Origin of the sequence: Sphingomonas sp. CFBP 13733, assembly GCF_014841795.1 — a bacterium.
GTDB lineage: Bacteria > Pseudomonadota > Alphaproteobacteria > Sphingomonadales > Sphingomonadaceae > Sphingomonas > Sphingomonas aerolata.
In genome coordinates this window covers 417544-443365 of sequence record NZ_JACYUP010000001.1, presented here as the reverse complement: position 1 = coordinate 443365, position 25822 = coordinate 417544, and the positions used below count along the sequence as shown (strand labels likewise).

Sequence of the window (25822 nt, the reverse complement as noted above, 5' to 3'; positions counted from 1 at the left end):
ATGTTTCTGGCGGGCAGGACGGCGGTCATCACCGGGTCCACATCGGGGATCGGTCTTGCCTATGCGCGGGCCTTTGCGGGGGAGGGGGCCTGCGTCGTTCTCAACGGCTTTGGCGACGCCGCGACAATCGAGGCGGAGCGTGTGGCGCTGAGCACGATCAGCGGCGCGGCCGCGCTTTACGATGCCGCTGACATGACCCGCCCCGACGAGATCGCCGCACTGGTTGAGCGTGCGGTCGCGGAGACGGGGAATTGCGATATCGTCGTCAACAATGCGGGCATCCAGCATGTCGCGGGGATTGCGGATTTTCCCGTCGCGACCTTCGATAGGATCATCGCGATCAACATGGCGTCGGCCTGGCACATGATGCGGGCCGCGATCCCGCATATGCGGCGCCGGGGCTGGGGCCGGATCATCTCGACGGCGTCGGCGCATTCGCTCGTCGCTAGCCCGAACAAGTCGCCTTATGTCATGGCCAAGCATGCCATCGCCGGACTGACCAAGACGATCGCACTCGAAACCGCGACCGACAACATCACCGTCAACTGCATCTCGCCGGGCTATGTCTGGACGCCGCTGGTCGAGGATCAGATCCCGGATACGATGGCAGCGCGGGGAATGACCCGCGAGCAGGTCGTCAACGACATTCTGCTGGCCGCGCAACCGACCAAGGCCTTCGTCACGCCGGAGCAGGTCGCAGCGCTCGCACTCTTCCTGTGCCGCGACGAGGCTAGCGCGATGACCGGCGCAAATCTGTCGATGGACGGCGGTTGGACGGCAGCATGACAGGTGTCGGCGGTGCCCGTGTCGACGCGCGACGCGCGATCGGGGCGTTGGCGACATGCGTCTTGCTCGTCGCCTGCGGGGGCGGAAAACGGATCGCCAGCGCGCCGCCCCCCGAAGTCGAGCGAACCGATCCCACCGGACGAGGGGCAGGATGGCGCACGGCAGCAACGGTTGCCGACCGCGCAAGGCTGCGCGACTGGCGCGATGCGTGGATGAATGCGCTTGCGCAGATCCCGCAGCGTGAGATTGCCGCGGATCCTCAATTGTTCGATCCGGACCGGGCACTCCCCGATCCGTTGCCACCGATCGGCACCTATCGGTGTCGCACGATCAAGCTCGGGGCGCCTGGAGCGGGCGCGTCACGCTTCATTGCCTATGGCTGGTTCTCGTGCCGCATCGAACAGCCTGCACGCACGGGGGGAGACGGGGAACTGACGTTCACGCGGCTGGGGGGATCGCAACGTCCGTCCGGGACGCTATACCGCGAATCGCGGGCAGATTCGGCTCCGCGACCGCGTGCGATCTTCCTCGGCAGCATGGCGTTGGGTGACGAACAGCGTCCGATGCGCTACGGCACGGACGCAAATCGCGACCTGGCGGGTGTGATGGAGCGCATCGGTGACCGGCGCTGGCGGCTGATACTGCCGCATCCACGCTTTGAATCTCTACTCGACATCGTCGAGATCGTACCGATGGAATAGACCCGGCATCTCCGGATCGCTGCGACACTGCGCAACATGGTCGGGGAGACAGGATTCGAACCTGCGACCCCCTGGTCCCAAACCAGGTGCGCTACCAGCCTGCGCCACTCCCCGACGCCGCAGCCCTTAGCGGGTGCGGTTGACGAAAGGCAAGCAGCTTCGTGTCGGCGGGCAGGGAAAGTCGTCACTGAAGGACGGGGCCAGCACCCGAACGATAGCCTTGGCGGGGAAGGGTAGCAGCGTAGCGGGCGGTCCACGCGTCGATGCGAGCCATGCTTGCGTCAGGGCGAGGTTCCGATGCGGACGCCCCTATGGCAGAGCGGTCGGCATGTCGGCAAAATCTATCCTATCGAGTGCGTTGCGACGTGGCGCTTTGACCATCGCGGCGATGACCGCGGTCACCACCCCCGCATGTGCGCAGGACGAGGCGGGGTTTCAGGCCTATCTCGCCCAGCTTCGTACGCAGGCGCTTGAGGCCGGAGTCACGGCGCGTACGGTGGACTCCGTCTTTCCTACGTTGACGCTGAACGAGCGTGTCATCGCGCTCGATCGTGCACAGCCGGGCAGCGGCACGAGCAGCGCCATTCCGGCCTTCGCGCCTTACAAGGCGCAGCATGTCGACGCGGCGCGGATCGGACGCGGTCGGGAAACCTATCGGGCGCAGCGGGGCAGGCTGCAGCGTATCGAGCGCGAAACAGGTGTGCCCGAATCGATCATGGTCGCGATCTGGGGGCATGAGACCAATTACGGTAGCTATACCGGAAATTTCGACATTCTGCGGTCACTCGCGAGCCTCGCTTATGAGGGGCGTCGGCGATCACTGTTTGCGGGCGAGTTCATTGCCGGGTTGAAGATCGTCGACCGGGGCATATCGCGCGAACAACTCAAGGGCAGTTGGGCAGGCGCGATGGGCAATCCCCAATTTCTGCCGTCCATCTATCTTCGACTGGCCCGTGACGGGGATGGCGACGGCCGCGCGGATATTTGGAACAGTCCGGCCGATACGCTGGCGTCGATCGGCAATTATTTCACCAATGCCGGCTGGCGCAGTGGCCAACCCTGGGGCGTCGCGGTCTCCGTGCCGCAGGGATTCGATCGGTCGCAGGTACGCAATCGGCTCGTGTCGCCGCGGTGCCCGCGCGTGTTCGAACGGCATAGCGGCTGGCGAACGATCGCGGAGTGGCGCGGTCTGGGGGTGATGACGCAAGGCGCCTCGTGGCCGGCCGACCATGTCATGGCGACGCTGCTCGAACCCGACGGTCCCGGCGCCACGGCGTATCTGCTCACGAGCAATTACCGCGTGATCCTCGACTATAATTGCTCGAATTTTTATGCGCTGTCGGTGGGGCTGCTGGCGGATGCAGTCGAGCGCTGACCGGCGTGCCCGATAGACTCAAAGCCAGGCGTGACGCGGTTGCCAAGCCCGGCTATGACTTCGATAAGGTCCCGGCGGCGGCGCGAGCCTGCCTCCCATCGCGTTCCTCTTTGACGTAACGGATATCATGACGAAGCTGCCCATGAACACGCTGCCCTTTACTCAAATGGTCCGGCGCCGCATCGCCATCGCCCCGCTGGCAATGATCGCGCTTGCGACGCCGTCTATCGCCGCTGCGCCACAGTTCCAGACCAGCGCACCGATCGCCTATATGGAAGATCTGTCGTCGGGCGCGGTCCTGTTCGCACGCGATGCCGATCGCCGTATGCCGCCGGCGTCGATGGCGAAGATGATGACGGTCTATGTTGCGTTCGACATGCTCAAGAAGGGCGAGCTCAAGCTCGATCACATGGTCACCGTTCGGCCGGAGACCTGGGCAAAATGGCACGGTCCGTCAGCGGGTTCGACGATGTTCCTGTCGGCGAACGAGAGCGTCAGCGTGGCCAATCTGCTGTATGGCATCGTGACATTGTCGGGCAACGACGCCTGCGTCGTTCTTGCGGAATCGATCTCGGGTTCGGAGCCCGCCTTTACCGAGCGCATGAACCGCGTCGCGGCACAGCTCGGCCTCAAGGACAGTCATTTCGGCACCTCGAACGGGTGGCCCGATAACGGCGTGACCTATGTCACTGCGCATGACCTGGCCAAGCTGGCATCGGCGACGATCACCAACCATCCCCAGCTCTACAAGCAATTCTATGCAAAGCGCGATTTCACCTGGGGCAAGACCATGGGCGGCAGCTCGATTACCCAGGCTAATCGCGATCCGTTGCTCGGCCGCGTCGCGGGCGCCGACGGGTTGAAGACCGGACATACCGAGGAAGCCGGATACGGATTCACCGGGTCGGCCGAGCAGAATGGTCGCCGTCTGGTATTGGTCGTCGCAGGCCTGAAGAGCTCGACCGAGCGCGCGAACGAGTCAGTACGGTTCATGGACTGGGGCTTCCGCGCGTGGCAGTCCAAGCCGATCGTCGCGAAGGGTCGGAAGGTCGAGGAGGCCAGCGTGCAGATGGGCGGCTCATCGAGCGTCGGCCTCATCGCGCCCAAGGCGCTGACCGTCACCGTACCGGCGGGGACATCGCCGAACCTGAACGCCAAGGTCGTCTATCAGGGGCCGGTCAAGGCGCCGATCAAGGCGGGCCAGCACATCGCGGATCTCGTCGTGTCGATGCCTGACGGGGTCGAGCAGCGTATGCCGCTGGTCGCGGAAAAGGACGTTGCCGAAGCCGGGTTCTTCGGGCGCGCCTGGTCCGGGCTGACCGGGCTGTTCGGTTGAAGCTTGGCGTGCCGGCGCGTGTGTTTACCGTTCGGGTGAGTCCGCCGCCGGCATGACCGAGATAATCGGCAATGCCGCGGCGCAGTCCGCTTTCGCCGCGGCGATGCAAAGCGGTGCGCTTCACCATGCCTGGCTGTTCACGGGCCCGCAGGGCGTTGGCAAGGCAAGTTTCGCACGGCTGGCGGCGATGCGCATGCTGGCCGATGCGCGCAGCGGGTCGACCGAGTCGCGCGGGTTTGCCGTGCCAGCCGGCGACCCCACCCGCGCGTTGATCGAAGCGGGTTCGCATCCCGATTTCCGGCTGTTGACGCGTCTGCCCAAGGATCCTGAAAAGCCTGACCAGGATCTGGCGCGCAGTATCACGATCGCGCAGGTCCGTACGCTCCAGCCGCTCTTTGCGACGACGCCATCGATGAGCCCGCGACGGGTCGTCATGATCGACGCGATCGACGATCTGGAGCGCGGCGGCAGCAATGCGTTGCTCAAGAACCTTGAGGAACCACCCGCCGGCACGATCTTCCTTCTCGTCAGCCACGCGCCGGGACGGCTATTGCCGACGATCCGGTCGCGGTGCCGGGTCTTGCGGTTCGAGGCACTGACGCCCGACGAGGTCGCGGTGACGTTGCTACTGGCGCAGCCGGACCTCGACCACGACGAGATATCTGCCCTCGTACGTGCGAGTGAGGGAGCGCCGGGCAGGGCGCTGCGCTATGCGGGTCTCGATATTGCAAGCCTCGACGAGGCGATTGCGCAGATCGCCGACGAAGGCGATCGCGATAACGGGCATCGGCTCCGGCTGGCGAAGTCACTCGCTGGGAAGGCGTCGCAACCCCGGTACGAGGCATTTCTCGATCGCGTGCCGGCGTTCATTGCGCGTGCGGCGCGGGACCGGTCGGGCGCCCGGCTCAAGACCGCGCTCGACGCGCATGCCGCAGCGCGTGATCTGTCGGCCGCCGCCATCGGCCTGTCGCTCGATGCGCAGGCGACCGTCTTCGAGTTGGCGGGTATTCTCGCGACACTGCGTACCTGACGAAGCGGCCGACATGGGCTTCACCTCCTCCGGGGGATGCTCTAGGAGCGCCGACATGGCCGACCCTTACTACATCACCACCGCAATCCATTATCCCAATGGCCGACCGCATATCGGCCATGCCTATGAAATGGTTGCAGCCGACGCGATCGCCCGGTTTCAGCGCCAGGCGGGACGAGACGTGCTGTTCCAGACCGGTACCGACGAACACGGCCTGAAGATGGTTCAGGCCGCACGCGACCGCGGCGTCCCCGTTCGCGAATTCGCTGATGAAATGTCGTCCTATTTCAGTGGGATGGCCGACCGTCTTGATATCTCCTATGATCGGTTCATCCGGACCGTCGACACCGATCATTACGCGGCGAGTCAGGCGATCTGGCAGGCGATGGCGGATGCCGGGGACCTTTATCTCGATCGTTATGAGGGCTGGTATTCGGTCCGCGATGAAGCCTTTTACGACGAGTCTGAACTGACGGGGGAGGGCGCCGATCGCCGGTCTCCGCAAGGCACGCCGGTCGAATGGACCGCCGAGGAAACCTGGTTTTTCCGGCTGTCGAAATATCAGCAACCCTTGCTCGACCTTTACGCCGCGAACCCCGACTTCATCCGCCCCGAGAGCCGCCGCAACGAGGTCATGCGCTTTGTCGAAGGGGGCCTGTCCGACCTCTCGGTGTCGCGGACGAGCTTCGACTGGGGTGTCCCCGTGCCGGGCAGCCCGGGCCACGTCATGTATGTCTGGGTCGACGCGCTCACGAATTATCTTACGGGGACGGGCTATCCGAACACGGGGTCGGATGACGCAAATCTCGCGCGGTTCTGGCCGGCGGACCTTCACCTGATCGGCAAGGACATCGTCCGTTTCCATGCCGTCTTCTGGCCCGCCTTCCTGATGTCCGCGAACATCCCGCTCCCTAAGAGCGTCTTTGGCCACGGCTTTCTCCTGACCCGTGGCGAGAAGATGTCGAAATCGGTCGGCAATGTCGTCGATCCGATGGTGCTGGCGGATGCGTTCGGCGTCGACGCCCTGCGCTATTTCTTCCTTCGGGACGTTAGCTTCGGGCAGGATGGGAGCTATTCGGCCGAGGCGATCGTGACGCGGGTCAACGCCGAGCTTGCGAACAGCTTCGGCAATCTGGCCCAGCGGACATTGTCGTTCATTGCCAAGAACCTGGATGGTGCGTTGCCCATGGCGACGGCGATCGAGCCGGCCGACGCGGCGCTGCTCGACGACGTCACCGCGGCCTGTGCGGCGTTCAGGTCCGGCTTTGCGGAGCTCGCTCTATCGCACGCCATCGAGGCCTGGATGCGGGGCGTCTTTGCCTGCAACCAGTATATCGACGTCCAGGCGCCCTGGGCGTTGCGCAAGACCGACCCGGCACGGATGAACACGGTGCTCGCGACATTGGTGCGCGCAACTCGGATGCTCGCCATCACGATTCTTCCGGTCGTGCCGAGCGCGGCGGGCAAGGTCCTCGACCAGATCGGTGCAGAGGGCCGCGACCATGCAGCGCTTGACGATGACGGCTGGTATGACCGGCACTCCGCGAGCGACTTCCGGATCGTCGCGCCGACCGGCGCGTTCCCACGGCTGGAGATGCCCGCGGAGACCGACGCCTGATGCTTGCAGACAGTCATTGCCACCTGAATTACCCCGGCTTGATCGAGGATCAGCAGGCGGTCCTCGATCGCGCGCGGGCGCGCGGTGTGACGGCGATGCTCAACATCTCGACGCGGGAGAGCGAGTGGGATGCGGTGATCGCCACGGCGGACCGTGAAGCCGATGTCTGGGCCACGATCGGCATTCACCCAAATGAAGCCGATGCCCATCCTGCGATCGACGCGGCGCATTTGGTCGAGCGCGCACGTCACCCGCGGGTCGTGGGCCTAGGCGAGACCGGGCTCGATTATTACCGCGAGACCTCCGATCGCGCACGTCAGGCGCTGAGCTTCCGCGCGCATATCGACGCGGCGCGTGAAACCGGCCTGCCGATCGTCGTGCATACCCGCGATGCCGAAGAGGAGACCGCGGCGATCCTGTCGGACGAGATGGGGAAGGGGGCCTATGGCGGCGTCATCCACTGTTTCACAGCAAGCGCAGCATTTGCCGACAAGGCACTGGAACTTGGCCTCTATATATCGCTGTCGGGGATCGTCACGTTCAAGAACGCGCGCGACCTTCAGGCGATCGCCGCGCGCTTGCCGATCGAACGGCTGCTGATCGAAACCGACGCGCCTTTTCTTGCGCCCGTGCCCAATCGGGGCAAGACGGGGGAGCCCGGCTTTGTCGCGGATACCGCGCAGTTCGTGGCCGACCTGCGTGGCGTCTCCGTCGGCGAGCTGTCCCAGCGGACGGCCGAGAATTTCCACACGCTGTTTGCCAAGACACGGCTGGTCGATACGCCGGCTGCGGCGCACCGCGCGTGAAAATCACGATCCTCGGCTCGGGTACGTCTTCCGGCGTGCCCCGGATCGGCAATGACTGGGGTGCATGCGATCCCGCCGAACCGCGCAACCGGCGCACCCGCGTCTCCGCACTCGTCGAGCATGCCGGCACCCGGATCCTGATCGATACAGGGCCAGACATGCGTGAGCAGTTGCTCGCGGCGAACGTCTCCGAGGTGGATGCGGTCATCTGGACGCATGATCACGCCGATCACTGCCACGGCATTGATGACCTCCGGCAGCTCTATCACGCGATGGGCGCGCCCGTGATCGGCTTTGCGCGGCCGGCCACGCTCGCCGCGCTTGAGGATCGCTTCACCTATGCGTTCCGGGGCCGCAGCGGTTATCCGTCGACGATCGCCGGGGCGGTCTTGCCGGACCGACTGACAATCGGCGCGATCGACATTCGTGTTACCGATCAGCCGCACGGATCGATCCACGCCGCTGGGCTGCGCTTCGAGGCAGATGGCAAGGCAATCGGTTATGCGACCGATTTCAACATCATGACTGATGATATGGCCGCGATGTATACGGGGCTGGACGTGTGGGTCGTCGATGCACTGCGCCGTCGTCCGCATCCGACGCATCCACAACTCTCAGCCGTCTTGGGTTGGGTCGATGCGTTCAAGCCGCGGCGGACCGCGCTTATCCATATGGACAACACCATGGACTATGCAGCGTTGAGGGCGGAACTGCCTGACACAGTGGAGCCTGGCTTTGATGGACAGATCCTCGAGGCCTGACCGGCATACGTGCCATGCCGTTTTACATAATGTATATTATCGGATCGGGCGTGGTACGTTATGAACCTTTTGATTTCGTCGTAGCGTCGGTGATCTCCACGTCATTCTCACTTTATGCGGAGCGCCGCCATGATTGACCGCCTCACGACCATCATGGCGCGACTGCGCGATCCGGATACGGGATGCGAATGGGACCGTGTTCAAACATCGAAGACGATTGCCCGCTACACGATCGAAGAGGCCTATGAGGTTGTCGACGCGATCGAACGCGGCGATCTTGCCGATCTGAAGGACGAACTCGGCGACCTGTTGTTGCAGGTGGTATTCCATGCCCGCATTGCAGAGGAAGCGGGCGCGTTCGCCCTGCCCGACGTCATCGACGCGATCAGCGACAAGATGGAGCGCCGACACCCGCACATCTTCGGTCCGGCGAAGACATCGCCCGGTTGGGAAACGATCAAGGCGACCGAGCGCGCGAGCAAGCCTGACCAGAGTGCCCTCGCCGGCGTCGCCACGGCGCTGCCTTCGCTGGCGCGTGCCGACAAGCTGCAAAAGCGTGCTGCGCGCGTCGGGTTCGACTGGCCCGACTCAGCCGGTTCCTTGGCCAAGGTACACGAAGAACTCGACGAGATTGCGACAGCGACCGCCGACACACTGGCCGAAGAGGTCGGCGACCTTCTGTTCTCGGTGACCAATTATGCCCGCCACCTCGGTGTCGATCCCGAAGTGGCGTTACGCGCGGGTAATGCAAAGTTCGAAGCCCGGTTCCGGGCAATGGAGCATATCGCCGCTGCGGGCTTCGAAGCTTTGTCGCTCGAGGAAAAGGAAGCGCTTTGGCAGGCCGTCAAACGTCGCGGCGGCTGAACCGGTCGTAATCGGTGTCGGACAGCCGTACGTCATAGGTGGTGGCCAGTCCGTCCTCGAGACTGCTGAGCACCTCGCCATGCGCGTGCAACCATGCCGCGCCTGCGCCGTCCGTCGCATCGAGCGTGATGTGATAGCGGCGATGCGCATCCGTCAGTTTGGCAGCGACCTGCTCGACGAGATGGTCCACCCCCTCCCCACTCAGCGCCGAGATCGCCACGACATCCTCGCGATGCGCGGCCTCCCCGGCAATCTCGTCATGGTCGGCAGGATCGAGCAGATCCAGCTTGTTCCAGACTTCGAACCGCGGGGTCATATCGTCGACGCCGATGTCCGCCAGCACCGCCTCGACATCGGCACGCTGCGCCTCAGTATCGGGATGCGCGATGTCACGGATGTGGATCAGCAGATCGGCGGACACCACTTCCTCAAGCGTCGCCTTGAACGCCGCGACGAGCTGGGTTGGCAGGTCCGAGACGAACCCGACCGTGTCGGACAGGATCGCCTTGTCGATACCGGGCAATCGGATTTGCCGAAGCGTCGGATCCAGCGTCGCGAAGAGCAGGTCTTCGGCCATGACGTCAGCACCGGTCAACCGATTGAACAGCGTGGACTTTCCGGCATTGGTATAGCCGACGAGCGCGATGACGGGCCAGGGTGCACGCTGGCGCCGCTCCCGGTGCAGGCCGCGGGTGCGGCTGACCTGTTCGAGTTCGCGCCGAAGCCGCGCCATCCGGTCCCGGATGAGCCGGCGATCCGCCTCGATCTGGGTTTCACCGGGCCCGCCGAGAAAGCCAAACCCGCCGCGCTGACGCTCGAGATGGGTCCAGCTCCGGACGAGCCGGCCAGCCTGGTAGTCGAGATGCGCGAGCTCAACCTGCAGTCGCCCTTCGGCCGTCGCCGCACGCTCCCCAAAGATTTCGAGGATCAGCCCGGTGCGGTCGATGACCTTCGTCTCCAGCGCCTTTTCGAGATTGCGCTGCTGGATCGGGCTGAGGCTCGCGTCGAACACGACGAGCCCCGCCTCCTCCATTCGCACCTGTGTCGCGAGGAGCTCGACCTGCCCGCTGCCGATCAACGTTGCGGGCTTGGCCTGGCGGACGCGATAGGCGATCCGCTCGACCACCTCCACGCCAATGGCGGCGGCAAGGCCCGCCGTCTCGTCAAGCCGTGCGTCGACATCGCGTGTCGCATCGCCTTGGTCGGGCAAGACGACGATCGCTTTCGTGCCGCGGGCGAACTCGTCGCGGTCACGGTCGAAACCACTACTCATGCGTATTGCCCCAGGCCGTCATGATCATGCGTCGTCCACCGCATCCGTCTCGTCGCTGTCGTCAGGATCCTCAGCAAGGTTCAGGGGCCGTGCAGGCTGGATCGTCGACACCGCGTGCTTGTAGACGAGCTGCGCCATCCCTTCGCGCTGGAGCAGCATGCAGAACAGGTCGAAGCCGGCAATCTGGCCCTGGAGCATGACGCCGTTGATCAGAAACATGGTCACGCTATCTTCCGACTTGCGGACCGCGTTCAGGAAGATTTCCTGCAGAAGCGGCTGCTTCTTCTGCGTTTCTGCGACGGCGTTCACGATCGCGGCGACATCCATCGGTCCCGCGGGCATGATCGTCGAGATCGCATGCTTGTAGATGAGCTGGGACTGACCGTCGCGACGTAACAGCACCGAGAAATTATCGAACCAGGTCACGATGCCCTGGAGCTTGACACCCTTGACGAGAAACATCGTGACGGGGGTCTTGGTGCGGCGCAGCGCGTTGAGGAACAGGTCCTGGAGCGAGCCAATTTTTTCGGCCAATGGGATAACCCTTGTTTTTGGCGGGACTTTGCCCGCGTGGCGCCGTTTCCCGGCGTCGGAGATCACCCGATTGCCGGGCGAGCGTCTAATCTATGTTCCCGGTACCGCTTCGTCCATAGGGGCGGGCGACAGATATGCGATCAATCGTCGCGCGTCTCGGTGATCCCAAGCAGCTTCAGCTTCCGGTGCAACGCCGATCGCTCCATCCCGATAAAGCTCGCGGTGCGCGAAATGTTGCCGGAGAACCGACGGATCTGAACACGCAGATACTCCCGTTCGAAGGTTTCACGCGCCTCGCGTAGCGGCGAGCCCATGATCGCAGTTCCCCCGGCGCTGCCCATGTCGCCCTGATCGCCCAGGACTTCGGCCGGCAGCAAGTCGAGATCGATGCGTCCCAGTCGGTCGCCCGGCGCGAGGATGATCGTCCGTTCAACCACGTTGCGAAGCTGACGAACATTTCCCGGCCAGTCGTAGGATTGCAGCGCAACCATCGCATCGGGCGCGATTTCCGGTGTCCGGACCCGGCGTTCTGCCGCATAATGCGCGATGAAATGCTGGACCAGCGCGGGAATGTCCTCGCGGCGATCCGCGAGCGGCGGGATAGCCACCGGCACGACGTTCAACCGGTAATAGAGGTCCTCGCGAAACCGACCCTCGGCAATCTCGTGGACGAGGTCGCGCGCCGTCGCGGACACCACACGCACATCGACCTTGACGACCCTGGTACCGCCGATCCGCGTAAAGCTCTGGTCGGTCAGGACCCGCAAGATCCGCGCTTGCGTCGTGATCGGCATGTCGGCGATCTCGTCGAGGAACAGCGTTCCGCCATGCGCCTGCTCGAGCAACCCGGGGCGGATCTTGTCCCCGCCCTCCTCCGCGCCGAACAACTCTTCGTCGACACGTTCAGGGGTCATCATCGCGGCGCTGACGATCACGAAAGGCGCATCAGTGCGCAGGCTCCAGCCGTGCAGAAGGCGTGCAGCGACCTCCTTGCCGACCCCTGCCCCACCCATGATCAGCACGCGGCTGCCGGTGGCGGCGACGCGCTTGAGCGTTGCCCGGACGCCGTTGATCGCCCCCGAATTGCCGGTGAGATCGGTCTCGCGGCCGACCGTAGCCCGTAACGAGGCGACCTCGCGGCGCAGCCGTTCGGTCTCGGTCGCGCGCGCCACCATGAGCAGCAGTCGCTCGGCTTCGAACGGCTTCTCGATGAAGTCCGATGCGCCCCGCCGGATTGCCGCGACCGCGGTGTCGAGATTGCCGTGACCCGATATGACGAGCACCGGGATCGATGGATCCCGCCGCTTTATCTCGTCGAGCAGTTCGAGCCCGTCGAGGCGCGACCCCTGCAGCCAGACGTCGAGCAGCACGAGCGACGGACGCCGCGCCGCGATCGCTTCGAGCGCAGCGTCGCTGTCGCCCGCATCGCGGGTCTGATAGCCCTCGTCCTCCAGGACGCCGGCCACCAGTTCGCGAATGTCACGTTCGTCGTCCACGACGAGAATATCGAGCGCCATCAATTCATGTCCGATTGCGAGTCATTGCGACGAGCTGGCCATCCCCTGCCGGCTCGGGTGCGGATGCCCCCTGATCAAGCGCGACCAGCGCTCTGGCGTCGAAGTTCATGGTGACAATGGTGCCCCCACCGGGACGATCCGAAAACGCGATCGTCCCGCAATGTTCCTCGATGATCTTCTTGACGATGGCAAGCCCGAGCCCGGTCCCGCGCGCGCGCGTCGTCATATAGGGTTCGATGATCCGGTCGCGTTCGACCGGCAGACCGATCCCGGTGTCGGCGACTTCGATCGCGACGCAGTGCCCTGTTCCATCGTGGCGCGTCTCGGTCAGGGTCATGGTAACCGCCCCGCCCTCATCATCGCCGCGGGTCTCGATCGCCTCGACCGCGTTCTTCACGATGTTCGTCAGAGCCTGCCCGATCTGCCGGCGATCGCAGACGAGCATCGGACCGGGGTCGTCATGAACCAGCAGAAACCGGATCCCCGGATGCGCAACCTCATGCAGGAACATCGCCTGCCGGGCGGCGTCGAGCAGCGATTCCTCGCGGAAGACGGGTTTGGGCATGCGTGCGAACGAGGAGAATTCATCGACCATCCGGCGCAGGTCCGCGACCTGGCGGATGATCGTGTCGGTGAGCCGCGCAAATGTCCCGTCCTCCGCGAGGATCTTGCCCCCATAGCGTCGTTGCAGTCGCTCCGCGGCGAGCTGGATCGGCGTCAGCGGGTTCTTGATCTCGTGCGCGATCCGGCGGGCGACGTCGGACCAAGCGGCGCGGCGCTGGTCGAGCAGTTGCTGCGTGATATCGTCGAAGGTGAGGATCGGGCCGGTCGGCGCATGCGCGATCCGGACAGCGAGTGTCCGAGCATCGCCGGCCTGGCCGACCTGGACGATTGCTTCGCGCCCTCCCTCCTGCACGAGCGCGTCGAGTTCGGGAGCAACCTCGTGCAACGGCTTACCAACCAGACCTTCCGCGCCGAGCAGCTGGATCGCAGAGCGATTAGCAATCCGGATCACGCGGTCCTTCGCGGTCGCGACGACGCCCGCCGAGACATCCGCCATCACCGCCTCGATCAGCGCACGGCGCGTCTCGAGCTGGTCGTTCGCGGTCATCAGATCGCTATTCTGCTCCTGCAAGCGACCGGTCATCTGGTTGAACGCACGCGCAAGCGTCCCGACCTCGTCGCGGCTGCGCGGATCTGGCACGCGCGCGGTCAAATCCCCCTCGGCCACCCGACGTGCCGCATCGACCAGCTCGCCGACGGGGCGTACCAGACGATCCGCGACGGCCAGCGCGATCCAGACCGCAACGCCGACGATGAGCAGGGAAATGCCCAGCAAGGCCGCGTTGAACAGGAGCTGGAGGCTGCGCGACCGGGCAAGCAGCTGGCGATAGCTTGCCAGCACGGCGTTGGCGCGCGTCGTCTGCTCCGAGAGGAGCTTGGTATCCTCGACGCGGCCGGCATAGAGAAAGAGTTCGTCGGCGCCGGGCAGCATCGTGATCGTCCGGATACGATCCCCCGTCACCGATACTGCGGCGGGCTTGCCGCTCCGGAGTTCGCGGATCGCCTCGGGCGTCACCTGTCGTGTAAAGTCGATTTCATAGGGGTTCACGACTGCGAAGGTCTGGATCTCGTTCTGTGGCGTGACCTTGAACAGCGCGGCTTCGGACAGGCTCCGGAAATAGACCTGCTGGTAGAAAAAGCCTGAAAAGCCCGGGCTCTGCAGCGATCGCTCCCGCAGGTAATTGGACATGTCCGCTGCCATCGTGACGCTCGCCTCTTCCCAGCGGCTGAGCTGGCGCGCGTAAGACGACTGGGCGAGTTCGGTCGCGTTTTCGAGCATGCCCCGCGCCTGGTCGGAATACCAGAATTGCACGCCATATTGGAATAGCAGCGACGCGAAGATCGTCACCAGCAGCATCGGCACCGCGGCGACGATCGAGAACAGGGCGACGAGCCGGACGTGCAGACGCCCCCCCCCGCCAACCGGAGACCGGGCGGCGCGGCGCATCGCGACCCGCCGGCCGAGCAGCATCAGCAATGCGATGCCCGGGACGAGATTGGCGATCAGCAGCAGCGCGATCAGCGGCGGCGCAATCAGGCGCTGGGGCGAATTGGCGCCGCTGATGAGCACATAGCTCGCGACCGCGACGGTAATCGCCAGCGCGACCACCAGCGTCTCAAGCGCAGGCGTCACTGCGAACCGGTGCGGTGGCACGTCGTCTTCGATGGCAAGCGTCGCGGGGGCGATCATCGTTGCCGTGATACAACGACAATTGTTGCCGGGAAACCACATAATGGCCGGGTCAGCGTAACCCTGCCGCGTCCATCTCGGTCATGTCGCCGCTGATATCGATCCCGAGCGTGTCGAGACGCTTGCGCAGCGTGTTGCGATTAATCCCCATCGCACGCGCGGCGCGAAGCTGGTTCTGCCCATGCCGGGCAAGCATCAATTCGATCAACGGACGCTCGACCTCACCGATGACGCGGTCGTACAGACTGCCATCGTCGAGCGCTGCCGGGTTTTCGCGCTCGATCCGCCCGATCAGCGCCTTCACCGCGCCGGCTATGTCGAGGTCGGTTGCAGTGCTGGTCGGCATTCGCGCACCCAGCATCGCGTGAATCGCGTCCGCGCCGATGATTTCGTCGCGCGCGAGCACCGCGAGTCTGCGCATCAGGTTTTCGAGTTCGCGAACATTGCCCGGCCAGTCATACGCACCGAGCGCGGTGATCGCATCGCCCGCCAGCTGACGTCGCGGCAGTCCCTGAATCGCCGCGTGATCGAGAAAATGTCGGGCGAGCAGGGCGACGTCCTGCCGTCGCTCGCGGAGCGGTGGCAAGGTGACCGGCACGACGTTGAGACGGTAGAACAGGTCTTCCCGGAAATGTCCCGCGGCCACCTGCGCCGCCAGATCGCGGTTGGTTGCGGCCAGGATGCGGACATCGACCCGGATCGTGCGCGCCCCACCAACGCTCGTGAACTCGCCCGACTGCAGCACGCGAAGCAGCCGGGTCTGCGCCTCCATCGGCATGTCGCCGATTTCGTCGAGGAACAGCGTGCCGCCCGTCGCCTGCTCGAAACGACCGGCATTTCGCGTTGCGGCACCGGTAAAGGCGCCGCGCTCATGCCCGAACAGTTCGGCCTCGATCAATTCGCGCGGGATGGCGGCCATGTTGATCGCGATGAACGGCGCGGCGCTCCGCTGGCCGAGGTCGTGGATAGCCCGGGCGACCAGTTCCTTGCCGGTGCCCGATTCGCCGGATATCAGCACGGTCAGATCGTTCGAGATGACGCGTGCGATGACCCGGTAGACGTCCTGCATCGCCGCGGACCGGCCGATCAGCGGCAGTGCACGATCCTCGTCGCCGATCCGGTCATCGGACAGCACCCCGCCCCGCGCTAGCGCCCCCGTCACCGCACGCGACAAGACGTCGAGATCAAAGGGCTTGGGCAGATATTCATACGCACCGACCTCCGCCGCGCGTACCGCGGTGGTCAGCGTGTTCTGCGCCGACAGGACGATGATCGGCAGCGTCGGGTGGCGTTCGGCGACATTGCGGACATGGTCGATGCCGTCGCCGTCGGGCAGCACCACGTCCGTGATCAGCACGTCGGGTATCGCCACAGCCAGGGCGCGTTCGAGTTGCGCGAGGCTGTCGGCGACGGTTACGTCGTGGCCGCTGCGCCGCAACGCCTGCGCGACGACGGTGCGAATTGCGGCGTCGTCGTCGACGACCAGCACAGTGCTCATGATGTGGCTCTTGGCAGCAGCAGGCGAAGAACGGTCATTTCTGGAATCCCCTCACGCGCATATTGCACGATCCCGCCCATATCGCGCGTCAGCTTGTCGACGAGGGCGAGGCCCAGCCCCTGCCCTTCACGGCGCCCCGACACGAAGGGATCGAACAGGTGATCGGCAATATCAGCAGGCGCGCCGGGGCCATTGTCGAACACACAGATCTCAATCGGCAACGGGAGACGCGGTTTGCCCGGCGCGCTGCTGACGGTGATCCCGTGGCGATAGGCCGTGGTCATGATGATCAGGGGATTTGGTTGATCTGCAACGGCTTCACGTGCGTTCTTCAGAAGGTTGATGACAATCTGAAGGACCGCGTCGCGATTGATATGCGCGGGCGGTAGCGAGGGATCGAACCGCTCCTCGATCGCGATTCCGCGCGCAAAACCGGCGAGCGCGAGGCGACGCGCGTGCGTCAACAACGGGTAGATATTCTCGCTGGCGAGCGGGAGCGGGCGCGTATCGCTGAAGTCCTGCATGCGATCGATCAGCGCCGCGATTCGGTCCACCTCGGTCGTGATCAGCGTGGTCAGTTCGCCGGCATCGAGCAGCTGCGCGGCCCCGCGGATGCCGGACAAGGGATTCTTGATCTCATGTGCGAGCATCGCCGCGGCCCCGACTGCCGCGCGCGCGCCTGCGGTACGGTCCGCCGAATAGCCGAGCCGTCGCGAGACGGCGGGAACGTGCAGCGTGATCGCGCGCCAGCCTGGATGATCGGGCATGATCGTCTCGGCAAAGTCGACGCGGATCTTCACACCGCGGGCGGTCGCGATCTCAGTATCGAAGACGGCAAGGCCGCGATTGTCGTTCTTACGTGACTCGTCGGGGGGCGGGAGTATCGCCGCGATCGGCTGCCCGATCATGAGGCGTTCCGACAGGTTGAGCAATTGCTCCGCCAGCGCATTGGCATGGGCGATCCGGTCGTCGGGATCGACCACGACCACCGCCACCGGCAGTGCCGCAAAGACGTCGTTAAACCCCGGACGGTCGCGCCGATCCGGCTCAGGCGGCTTCAAGGTGACGCCAGGGCGCGTAGAACTCCGCCAGCATCGCCTTGACCTGGTTCGGGTCCGCCACCTGGTTCACCCGGTTCCGAAACTCGGCCGAACCATGCAGGCCCTTGGTGTACCAGCCGATATGCTTGCGGGCCATGTTGACACCCGTCTCGATCCCATAATGCTCGAGCATCGCTTCGTAATGCCCGGCAATCGCTTCATATTGTTCGTTAATCGACGGATCGGCGACGCGGCGGCCGGTCCCAAACCAGGTCATGACCTGATTGAGCAGCCAAGGCCGCCCATAGGCGCCGCGTCCGATCATCACGCCGTCCGCACCTGACTGGTCGAGCGCCGCCTCGGCATCCTCGATCGAGCAAATGTCGCCATTGACGATCACGGGGATCGACACCGCGTCCTTCACCCGGCGCACGAAGCCCCAATCGGCGCTTCCCTTGTACATCTGGTTCCGCGTCCGGCCATGCACGGTGATCAGCTTCACCCCGAGATCTTCTGCGATCCTGGACAATTCGGGTGCGTTGAGACTGTCGTGGCACCAGCCCATACGCATCTTCAACGTGACCGGGACATCGACCGCCTTTACCGTCGCGGATATAATCGCCGTCGCCAGCTTGACGTCACGCATCAGCGCGGACCCGGCATCGCCATTGACGATCTTGCGGACCGGACACCCCATGTTGATGTCGACGATCGCGGCACCGCGATCCTGACTCAGCCGCGCGGCCTCGCCCATTTCATAGGGCGTGCACCCGACCAGTTGCATCGACACCGGCTCTTCGAGCCGATCCCACGCAGCCTTCTGGATCGACTGGCGGGTCTCGCGGATCGCAGCCTGGCTCGCGACCATCTCGGTAACGTTGAGCCCTGATCCATATCGCCGCACAAGCGTACGGAACGGCATATCCGTCACGCCCGTCATGGGTGCGAGGACGACCGGACTTTCAATCCGCACGGTACCGATCTGGATAGGTGAGAGATTACGCATAAGCTGCCCAAAAAAGAGGCAGAACATAGGCTGCGATGCCGGAACTGGCAAGGCTGGTCCAGCTGTTCCCGTCGTGCGCGACGTCATGCGGAACGACTGCCTGCACTGGCGATGCCGTGCTCAAGACGCTAATCGGCGCCCATGACAAAGCGCCGCACCGTCGCCCTGATCGTCGCAGCCGGGTCCGGCACCCGCGCTGGCGGCACCCTCCCCAAGCAATTCGCGACCGTCGCGGGAAGGCCGATGCTCATGCACGCGGTTACCGCAATGTCCGCGCACCCGGCGATCGACGCCGTGACGGTCGTCGTTGCCGAAGGTCAGCTGGACCATGCAAAGGCAGTATTGGCAGCAGGAGGAGTCACCGACGCGACGGTCATCGTCGGAGGCAGTACCCGCCGGGATTCGGTACTGAGGGGAATCGCTGCCCTGTCCGATTTGGATCATGTTCTCGTTCACGATGCCGCCCGGCCGTTTCTTCCTGCCGAAGTCATCAGCGCGGTAGTGGCAGCGCTGGCGAACAACGACGCCGCGGTGCCGGTGCTGCCGGTAGCGGATACGCTGGCGCGTGGCGCGACGACGCTGACCGGTCGCATGCTCGGCGAAGTCGTTCCGCGCGAGGCCGTGTACCGGGTCCAGACGCCGCAGGGCTTCCGGATCGCTACGCTGCGCGCCGCGCACGCGGCCTGGCCGGCCGGTGAAGATGCCAGCGACGATGCCCAGATGGTGCGACGGGTTGGCGGCAGCGTCGCGTTGGTGCAGGGCGATCCGATGCTCGACAAAGTGACTCACCCCGACGATTTTGCCGCCGCTGAAGCGCGCGCGCCCTATGAAAGCCGAACCGCGATGGGCTTCGACGTCCATCGGCTGGAAACGGGCGAGGAATTATGGCTCGGCGGCATCCGGATCCCGCACGACAAGGGGCTTTCCGGCCATAGCGATGCCGATGTCGCGCTGCATGCTTTGACCGACGCGTTGCTCGGCACGATCGCCGCGGGTGATATCGGCACGCATTTCCCCCCGAGCGATCCGCAGTGGAAAGGTGCCGACTCCGCGCAGTTCTTACAGCATGCCGCGCAGCTGATCGCGGCCAAGGGCGGTCGGATCGATTTCGTCGACCTGACCATTCTGTGTGAGATGCCCAAGATCGGACCGCACCGCGCGGCGATGACGAACCGGATCGCCAATCTGCTCGACCTCACCACGGACCGGGTGAGCGTGAAGGCCACGACGACCGAGCGACTTGGCTTCACGGGACGGGGCGAGGGCATTGCCGCGCAGGCGGTCGCGACGATCAGCCTCCCCTCGAATCGTGGCCGTGGCGGCGCATGAAGTTCGCTGCCGCACTGACGCTCGCCGCACTCGTCGCAACGCCGGTATCGGCACAGTCCCCGTGCATCACCGGCCCCGAGGCAGAGGCGATGACGCTCGTCGCGCTGCCCGACATCATCCGTGAAACGGGCCGGGTCTGCGCGGCAAGGCTGCCAGCGACCAGCCTCGTGCGCAACCAGTCGAGTACGCTCATCTCGCGCTATCAGATCGAAGCGGACCGCGCCTGGCCGTCCGCCCGGGCCGCGATCGTCAAGCTCAGCGACCCAGCGGTCGATGCGCTTCTTCAGTCGGACTATGCCCGGCCGTTGCTGACGAGCATGCTCGTCCCGCAGATCGTCGGACGCATCGCGGCGCGCGACTGTGGGACGATCGATCGGCTCGTGACGCTGCTCCAGCCGCTGCCGCCGCGGAACACAGCCGGAATCGTCGTCGAGACGCTGCGCTATTTGAAGGCTGACAAGGCACGCCGCGGGGATCGATCGACGCCCGACCTTCCGCTCTGCACCGCGACGGAGAGCCGCTGATGGATACCCTTCTCCCTCCCGAGCTGATCGACGCGGCACGCAAGGTCATCGAGGCAAATCGCGCCCTCGGACGACGCGTCGCGGTTGCCGAAAGCTGCACCGGTGGCCTTGTCGCTGCGGCGCTGACGGAAATTCCAGGCAGTTCCGACGTGTTCGAAATCGGGTTCGTGACCTATTCGAACGAGGCCAAGCTGAAACTGCTCAAGATCAGCTCAGACGTGCTTGAGACCTTCGGTGCGGTGTCGATCGCCGTCGCGTGGAGCATGGCGCAGGGCGCACTCGAGCAGTCCGGCGCGGATGTTGCCGTCGCCATCACCGGCATCGCCGGGCCCGGCGGTGGATCGGCGAAGAAGCCGGTCGGGACGGTGGTCTTCGCCCGTGCCGAGAAGGGCGGCGATCGCAGCGATGTCGACGCAGATCGCAAGGATTTCGGCGATCTCGGCCGCGGCGGTATCCGCCTTCAGGCTGCGCTGTGCGCGCTCGAACTCTTGCTGCCGGTCGGGGATGTCGCACCGTAAAGCTCGGCCGCGCGCGTCTCGAACGCGCCGATCATCTTGCGCAATGCGGCACCGAAGACCTGACCCGCGATCAGCTCGAACATCCGGTTCTTGAAGGCAAAGTCGACGGTGAAGTCGACCGCACACCCCTGCTCCTCAGGGCGGAAACGCCATTCGTTGCGAAGATATTTGAGCGGGCCGTCGACATAGTCGACGAGGATCTCGGTCGGACGGGTCTTTTGCACGCGCGACGTGAACGTCTCGCGCAGACCCTTGAACCCGACGATCATGTCCGCGAGAGTCTCCGTCTCACTGTTCGAGCGAACACGCATCGCGCTGACCCACGGCAGAAACTCGGCGTAGCGGCCAACATCGGCGACCAGATCGAACATCTGTTCGGGCGTGTAGGGAAGATGGCGTGTTTCGGAATGCTTGGGCATCAGACCCGTGCGACCCCGAGCTTGGCATCACGCGCCGCCCGAAGCTGCGCGAAGTCGTCCCCCGCATGGTAGCTCGACCGGGTCAGTGGCGACGATGCGACGAGCATGAATCCCTTGGCCCGTGCAATCGACGCATAGGCATCGAACGCCTTCGGCGTGACGAACTCGGCCACCTTGGCATGGCGTGGCGTCGGCTGAAGATACTGGCCCATCGTCAGGAAGTCGATGTCGGCACAACGCATGTCGTCCATGACCTGGTGGATCTCGAGCCGCTCTTCGCCCAAGCCGAGCATGACGCCCGACTTGGTGAAGATCGACGGATCGTGGCGTTTCACACTCTCGAGGAGACGTAGCGACGCATAATAGCGCGCGCCGGGCCGGATCGTCGGGTACAGCCGCGGGACCGTTTCCAGATTGTGATTATAGACATCGGGCCGCGCCTCGACGATCGACTCGATCGCGGCCTGCGCCTTGTTGCGGAAATCGGGCGTCAGAATCTCGATCGTCGTAGTAGGGTTCGACGCGCGGATCGCGTGGATGACCTTCACGAATTGCGAAGCGCCGCCGTCGGGAAGGTCGTCGCGATCAACCGAGGTGATGACGATGTGGTTCAGCCCCATCTGCGCGGCGGCATCGGCAACATTCTGTGGCTCCATCCGGTCGACCGCACGGGGCATACCGGTCTTCACGTTGCAGAAGGCGCAGGCACGGGTGCAGGTATCGCCGAGGATCATGACCGTTGCATGCTTCTTGGACCAGCATTCGCCGATATTCGGGCACGCGGCCTCTTCACAGACCGTCGTCAGGCTTTTCGAACGCATCAGTTCGCGGGTCTTGGCGAAGCCGGCGGATGTCGGGGCCTTGACGCGGATCCAGTCGGGCTTTCGAGCGCGCGGCGCGGCGAGCGGGGTCATCTCGTTCATGGCAGGCAGATAGCGATCCCGGCTATGCGAAACAACACACATGCGGTTCTTCGCCCGATATCACGGGTATCCTGCGAAGCCGGCAAGAAAGCCCCCGCGCCGGCGCATATGCGGAGCGGCCGCGCTTGCCACGTCGTACCGCACCGACCGGCTCAGCGGAACCGTTCCAGATCCGTCGCAGCCGATACCGCGACGGCATATCGATCGGACAGATACCGTTCGAACCGTTGATGCGCATCGCACGTGAGCTGAAACGCCGCACCCCCCGCTCGCCCGTCGACGACGGCCTCGAACTCGATCAGCCCCTGAACCTCGAGCGCGCGAATCCAGCGGGTCAGTGTGGCGTGTCCGACCCCGAGCATCGGTTCGAGGTCGGTCGGCGTCAGGAGAACGCCCTCGGCCTCGCTGACATAGGCCGCAAGCAGGATGTCCCAGGCGCTGTCGGCAAATAACGACGGGCAGAATATTGCCCCGCGCGCGCGCCGGGCATCCAGCGTCAGCTGGGCCGTCTTCAACAAGGCTTCGGGTTTGACCTCGCCGGACCCAGGCATGGTTTCCTCGAAAATCATCGTCACGCAAACCTCGGTCCCTGGCGGCGCGATCGATAGATGGCCCTGCACCCAGAGATGCGACGAGTCGGTCCTGACCAGCCTTTTGGTCGTGCTGATCGGGGATCCGGTATGCACCACGCGACGCATCAGTCGCCGGCAACGCTCGCGGTCGGCAGGCGCGGTGAAATCGAGCATGTTGCTGCCAAGCAAAATGGCGGCTGTCGCATTGAGCGTGTGGCAGAACGTCGCGTCCACCTCGACAATCGCCCCTGAGGTGTCGACACCTATTCGACCGCGTTCCGTCATGACCTACGCCCACTGAATGGCCGTCCGCTACTCGGACACGCCCATTATCTTAGGGTAAGCCTAACCATCATCGGAAGCTGTTCACGCTAACATAAGTTGTTCGGAAGGCGTTAGAATTTCGACCAAAATGGATATAGCTGCAGAGGACTGCGACCAAAAGCGGGGTTGCGCCTTGCGAAAATTAGAGCTTGAGGGCCTTTTTCGCGACCTTGAGGACGGCGGGATCAAGCGGCGGGGGCACCATCGCGACTCCGCCCTCCAGGCGATCTGCGACGACGGTCAGCGCAGCGATCCGTGCCGCCTTCTTGTCGTTCCCGTCGATGACGATCCACGGCGCGGCCGCGGTGTCCGTGCGTGCGAACATCTCATGCATCGCGGCGAGATAGTCCTCGCGTCGCGACCGGTTGTGATAGTCGTCGAGACCGGTCTTCCAATGCTTCCAAGGATCGCGCAGCCGCGCCTCCAGCCGCCGGTCCTGTTCCGCTTGGGTGATATGGACGAAGATCTTGATCAGCGTCGTGTCGTTCTCGATCAGCCCCGCTTCGAAGGCGTTGATCGCGTCATAGCCGCGCTCCCATTCGCGGCGCGTGGCGAATTCCTCGACCCGCTCGACCAGTACCCTGCCGTACCAGCTCCGGTCGAAGACGGCGATATTCCCATCGGCCGGCAAGCGCTTCCAGAAGCGCCAGAGAAAGTGATGTGCCTTCTCGTCGGCGCTCGGGGCGGCGATCGGCCAAACGCGGTAAGTACGGGGATCCCACTCGGCCGACAACCGCTGGATGATACCGCCCTTCCCCGCCGCATCCCATCCTTCGAACATCACCACAGCGGGGCGCTTGTTGACGATATGCGCGACCTGGATGTGCTCAAGCCTCTTCTGAAGCATTGCCAAATCGCGCTTGTATTTGCCGTCATAGGCGTCGCCGGCTTCATAATGGGCAAGATCGATGGGCATAGGCAAACTCCAGAAGATCAGGCGGCCACCAGGGGCGGGACGGAAATGACCAGAACGGCAGTGCCGCCCCTGCGTCAGCCCGCGGCGGGCGTCACCGTCTTGGCCGGGTCCTTCGGCCCGTCAACGGTGAGCTTGATGTTGAGCTCCTTCAGCTGGCGCGGGCTGACCGGGCTCGGTGCGCCCATCATCAGGTCCTCGGCCTTCTGGTTCATCGGGAACAGCACGACCTCGCGGATGTTCGGCTCGCCCGCGAGCAGCATGACCATCCGGTCGATCCCGGGTGCCGAGCCGCCATGCGGCGGTGCGCCGACCTTGAACGCGTTGATCATGCCGGCAAAGTTCGTGTCGACATCGGCCTGCGTGTAGCCGGCGATCTCGAACGCCTTGTACATGATCTCAGGCCGGTGGTTCCGGATCGCGCCCGACGACAGCTCCACGCCGTTGCAGACGATGTCGTACTGATACGCCAGGATATCGAGCGGATCCTTGTTCTCCAGCGCGTCCATCTCGCCCTGGGGCATCGAGAACGGGTTGTGGCTAAAGTCGACCTTCTTGGCGTCCTCGTCATATTCGAACATCGGGAAGTCGACGATCCAGCAGAATTCGAACCGGTTCTCGTCGATCAGGCCTAGATCCGCACCGATGCGCGCGCGTGCCGCACCCGCGAGCTTGGCAGCGGGGAGTTCCTTGCCGGCGGCGAAGAATATGCCGTCGTTCGGGCCGAGGCCCATCTCGGCAATCAGTTTCCGCGTCGCTTCCTCGCCGTGGTTCTTGGCGATCGGACCGCCCAGCTCACCGTTCTTCTGCGTGATGTAGCCGAGACCCGCATGACCCTCGGCGCGCGCCCAGTCGTTCATGTCGGTGAAGAACTTGCGGCTCTTCTCGGCGGTGTTCGGCGCGGGAATCGCGCGGACCACGTCACCGCCGGCGACGATTCCGGCGAACAGGCCGAAGCCCGAATCGACGAAGTGATGGCCGACGTCGTGGATCAGGATCGGGTTGCGCAGATCGGGTTTGTCGCTGCCGTATTTCAGCATCGATTCGCGGTAGGGAATGCGCTTGAACGGCAGGGCGGAGACCTGGCGTCCCTTGCCCTGCCAATCGGCGAACTCCTCGAACACGCCGTGCAGCACGGGCTCGATCGCGTTGAACACGTCGTCCTGCGTGACGAAGCTCATTTCGAAATCGAGCTGGTAGAACTCACCCGGCGAACGATCGGCGCGTGCGTCCTCGTCGCGGAAGCAGGGTGCGATCTGGAAATAGCGGTCGAAGCCCGCCACCATCAGCAGCTGCTTGAACATCTGCGGTGCCTGCGGCAGCGCGTAGAACTTGCCCGGATGCACGCGGCTCGGCACCAGATAGTCGCGCGCGCCCTCTGGCGACGACGCGGTCAGGATCGGCGTCTGGAATTCGGTGAAGCCCTGATCATTCATGCGGTTGCGCAGCGAGGTGATGACCTTCGAACGCAGCATGATGTTCGCGTGAAGCCGCTCGCGCCGCAGGTCGAGATAGCGATAGCGCAGGCGGATATCCTCGGGATACTCGGCCTCGCCCGCGACCGGCATCGGCAGTTCGCCTGCCATCGACTGGACGGTCGCTGCGGTCGCGCGGACCTCGATCCCGCCGGTCGGCAGGTTCGGGTTCACCGCTTCGGGCGCGCGTGCGGTCACCTTGCCGGTGATCGTGACGACGCTCTCGCTCTTCAGGCCCTCGATGACCTTGAAGACGGGGCCGGACACGTCGGTGACGATCTGCGTGATGCCGTAATGATCGCGCAGATCGATGAAGACCAGGTCACCATGATCACGCTTCTTGTGGACCCAGCCCGAGACGCGGACCTCCTCGCCGACCTGTTCGGGGCGGAGGGCGGCGCAGTTATGGGTGCGATAGGCGTGCAT

General features: G+C 64.5%; 24 protein-coding genes and 1 tRNA gene. 12 read left to right on the top strand and 13 right to left on the bottom strand.

The window, feature by feature from the left end:
* On the top strand, positions 1–786 hold the full coding sequence (locus IFT71_RS01760; RefSeq protein WP_192138934.1) for a 3-hydroxybutyrate dehydrogenase: 786 nt from the start codon (positions 1–3) through the stop codon (positions 784–786).
* On the top strand, positions 783–1487 hold the full coding sequence (locus IFT71_RS01755; RefSeq protein WP_192138933.1) for a DUF4893 domain-containing protein: 705 nt from the start codon (positions 783–785) through the stop codon (positions 1485–1487). The genes IFT71_RS01760 and IFT71_RS01755 overlap by 4 nt, the downstream gene beginning before the upstream one ends.
* 37 nt (positions 1488–1524) lie before the next feature.
* Here IFT71_RS01755 and IFT71_RS01750 read toward each other — a convergent pair.
* Positions 1525–1601: transfer RNA gene (locus IFT71_RS01750), tRNA-Pro, on the bottom strand.
* Positions 1602–1875: 274 nt separating this feature from the next.
* Between IFT71_RS01750 and IFT71_RS01745 the strand changes: the two genes are divergently transcribed.
* From IFT71_RS01745 to mazG, 7 genes are all read left to right on the top strand, one after another.
* A complete protein-coding gene (locus IFT71_RS01745; protein ID WP_244654741.1) occupies positions 1876–2862 on the top strand; it encodes a lytic murein transglycosylase in 987 nt (328 codons plus the stop codon).
* A 166-nt stretch (positions 2863–3028) separates the two neighbouring features.
* On the top strand, positions 3029–4198 hold the full coding sequence (locus IFT71_RS01740; protein ID WP_192139244.1) for a D-alanyl-D-alanine carboxypeptidase family protein: 1170 nt from the start codon (positions 3029–3031) through the stop codon (positions 4196–4198).
* A 52-nt stretch (positions 4199–4250) separates the two neighbouring features.
* Positions 4251–5228, top strand: coding sequence for an AAA family ATPase (locus IFT71_RS01735; protein ID WP_192138931.1), 978 nt, complete (start codon positions 4251–4253; stop codon positions 5226–5228).
* 55 nt (positions 5229–5283) lie between these two features.
* Positions 5284–6846 (top strand): methionine--tRNA ligase, encoded by a 1563-nt coding sequence (gene metG / locus IFT71_RS01730; protein ID WP_192138930.1) that lies wholly within the window; start codon positions 5284–5286, stop codon positions 6844–6846.
* Entirely contained in the window at positions 6846–7652 is an 807-nt protein-coding gene (locus IFT71_RS01725) for a TatD family hydrolase (RefSeq protein WP_159510797.1), read from the top strand. Before metG ends, IFT71_RS01725 begins: the two co-directional genes overlap by 1 nt.
* Positions 7649–8413: an MBL fold metallo-hydrolase gene (locus tag IFT71_RS01720; protein WP_192138929.1), complete on the top strand. Its 765-nt coding sequence runs from the start codon at positions 7649–7651 to the stop codon at positions 8411–8413. The genes IFT71_RS01725 and IFT71_RS01720 overlap by 4 nt, the downstream gene beginning before the upstream one ends.
* A 129-nt stretch (positions 8414–8542) precedes the next feature.
* The gene (gene mazG, locus IFT71_RS01715; protein WP_192138928.1) at positions 8543–9277 is read left to right on the top strand and encodes a nucleoside triphosphate pyrophosphohydrolase; all 735 of its coding nucleotides are present in this window, start codon (positions 8543–8545) and stop codon (positions 9275–9277) included.
* On the opposite strand, the gene hflX is transcribed toward mazG, so the two are convergent.
* From hflX to dusB, 7 genes are all read right to left on the bottom strand, one after another.
* Positions 9258–10550 carry a GTPase HflX gene (gene hflX / locus IFT71_RS01710; RefSeq protein WP_192138927.1) on the bottom strand — a complete coding sequence of 431 codons (1293 nt, stop codon included), beginning with the start codon at positions 10548–10550 and terminating at the stop codon, positions 9258–9260. The genes mazG and hflX overlap by 20 nt on opposite strands.
* Before the next feature lie 24 nt (positions 10551–10574).
* Positions 10575–11150 carry an RNA chaperone Hfq gene (gene hfq, locus IFT71_RS01705; protein WP_261362599.1) on the bottom strand — a complete coding sequence of 192 codons (576 nt, stop codon included), beginning with the start codon at positions 11148–11150 and terminating at the stop codon, positions 10575–10577.
* A 74-nt stretch (positions 11151–11224) separates the two neighbouring features.
* A complete protein-coding gene (gene ntrX, locus IFT71_RS01700; RefSeq protein WP_031393368.1) occupies positions 11225–12601 on the bottom strand; it encodes a nitrogen assimilation response regulator NtrX in 1377 nt (458 codons plus the stop codon).
* Positions 12602–12605: 4 nt separating this feature from the next.
* A complete protein-coding gene (locus tag IFT71_RS01695) occupies positions 12606–14855 on the bottom strand; it encodes a sensor histidine kinase (RefSeq protein WP_192138926.1) in 2250 nt (749 codons plus the stop codon).
* 52 nt (positions 14856–14907) lie between these two features.
* Positions 14908–16353: a nitrogen regulation protein NR(I) gene (gene ntrC, locus IFT71_RS01690; RefSeq protein ID WP_192138925.1), complete on the bottom strand. Its 1446-nt coding sequence runs from the start codon at positions 16351–16353 to the stop codon at positions 14908–14910.
* On the bottom strand, positions 16350–17414 hold the full coding sequence (locus tag IFT71_RS01685; RefSeq protein ID WP_192138924.1) for a two-component system sensor histidine kinase NtrB: 1065 nt from the start codon (positions 17412–17414) through the stop codon (positions 16350–16352). Before IFT71_RS01685 ends, ntrC begins: the two co-directional genes overlap by 4 nt.
* Entirely contained in the window at positions 17401–18399 is a 999-nt protein-coding gene (dusB, locus tag IFT71_RS01680; RefSeq protein ID WP_192138923.1) for a tRNA dihydrouridine synthase DusB, read from the bottom strand. The genes IFT71_RS01685 and dusB overlap by 14 nt, the downstream gene beginning before the upstream one ends.
* Positions 18400–18540: 141 nt before the next feature.
* Between dusB and IFT71_RS01675 the strand changes: the two genes are divergently transcribed.
* Genes IFT71_RS01675 through IFT71_RS01665 form a run of 3 tightly spaced genes read left to right on the top strand, consistent with a single transcriptional unit; the run spans position 18541 to position 20770 of the window.
* Positions 18541–19728, top strand: coding sequence for a bifunctional 2-C-methyl-D-erythritol 4-phosphate cytidylyltransferase/2-C-methyl-D-erythritol 2,4-cyclodiphosphate synthase (locus tag IFT71_RS01675; protein ID WP_192138922.1), 1188 nt, complete (start codon positions 18541–18543; stop codon positions 19726–19728).
* Positions 19725–20252, top strand: a complete 528-nt coding sequence (locus IFT71_RS01670; protein WP_192138921.1) for a hypothetical protein — start codon at positions 19725–19727, stop codon at positions 20250–20252. Before IFT71_RS01675 ends, IFT71_RS01670 begins: the two co-directional genes overlap by 4 nt.
* Positions 20252–20770, top strand: coding sequence for a CinA family protein (locus tag IFT71_RS01665; protein ID WP_107933705.1), 519 nt, complete (start codon positions 20252–20254; stop codon positions 20768–20770). Before IFT71_RS01670 ends, IFT71_RS01665 begins: the two co-directional genes overlap by 1 nt.
* Here the strand turns inward: IFT71_RS01665 and IFT71_RS01660 are convergent.
* The 5 genes from IFT71_RS01660 to aspS all read right to left on the bottom strand — a co-directional run bounded on the left by IFT71_RS01660 (position 20713) and on the right by aspS (position 25822).
* Positions 20713–21189, bottom strand: coding sequence for a type II toxin-antitoxin system RatA family toxin (locus IFT71_RS01660; protein ID WP_192138920.1), 477 nt, complete (start codon positions 21187–21189; stop codon positions 20713–20715). The two genes, IFT71_RS01665 and IFT71_RS01660, sit on opposite strands and share 58 nt — an antisense overlap.
* Positions 21189–22112 (bottom strand): lipoyl synthase, encoded by a 924-nt coding sequence (gene lipA, locus IFT71_RS01655; RefSeq protein ID WP_192138919.1) that lies wholly within the window; start codon positions 22110–22112, stop codon positions 21189–21191. Before lipA ends, IFT71_RS01660 begins: the two co-directional genes overlap by 1 nt.
* Positions 22113–22264: 152 nt before the next feature.
* Entirely contained in the window at positions 22265–22969 is a 705-nt protein-coding gene (locus tag IFT71_RS01650) for a PAS domain-containing protein (protein ID WP_192138918.1), read from the bottom strand.
* Between the two features lie 181 nt (positions 22970–23150).
* Complete coding sequence (locus tag IFT71_RS01645; protein WP_192138917.1) at positions 23151–23924, bottom strand: polyphosphate kinase 2 family protein; 774 nt, start codon at positions 23922–23924, stop codon at positions 23151–23153.
* A 74-nt stretch (positions 23925–23998) separates the two neighbouring features.
* Complete coding sequence (aspS, locus tag IFT71_RS01640) at positions 23999–25822, bottom strand: aspartate--tRNA ligase (protein ID WP_183936475.1); 1824 nt, start codon at positions 25820–25822, stop codon at positions 23999–24001.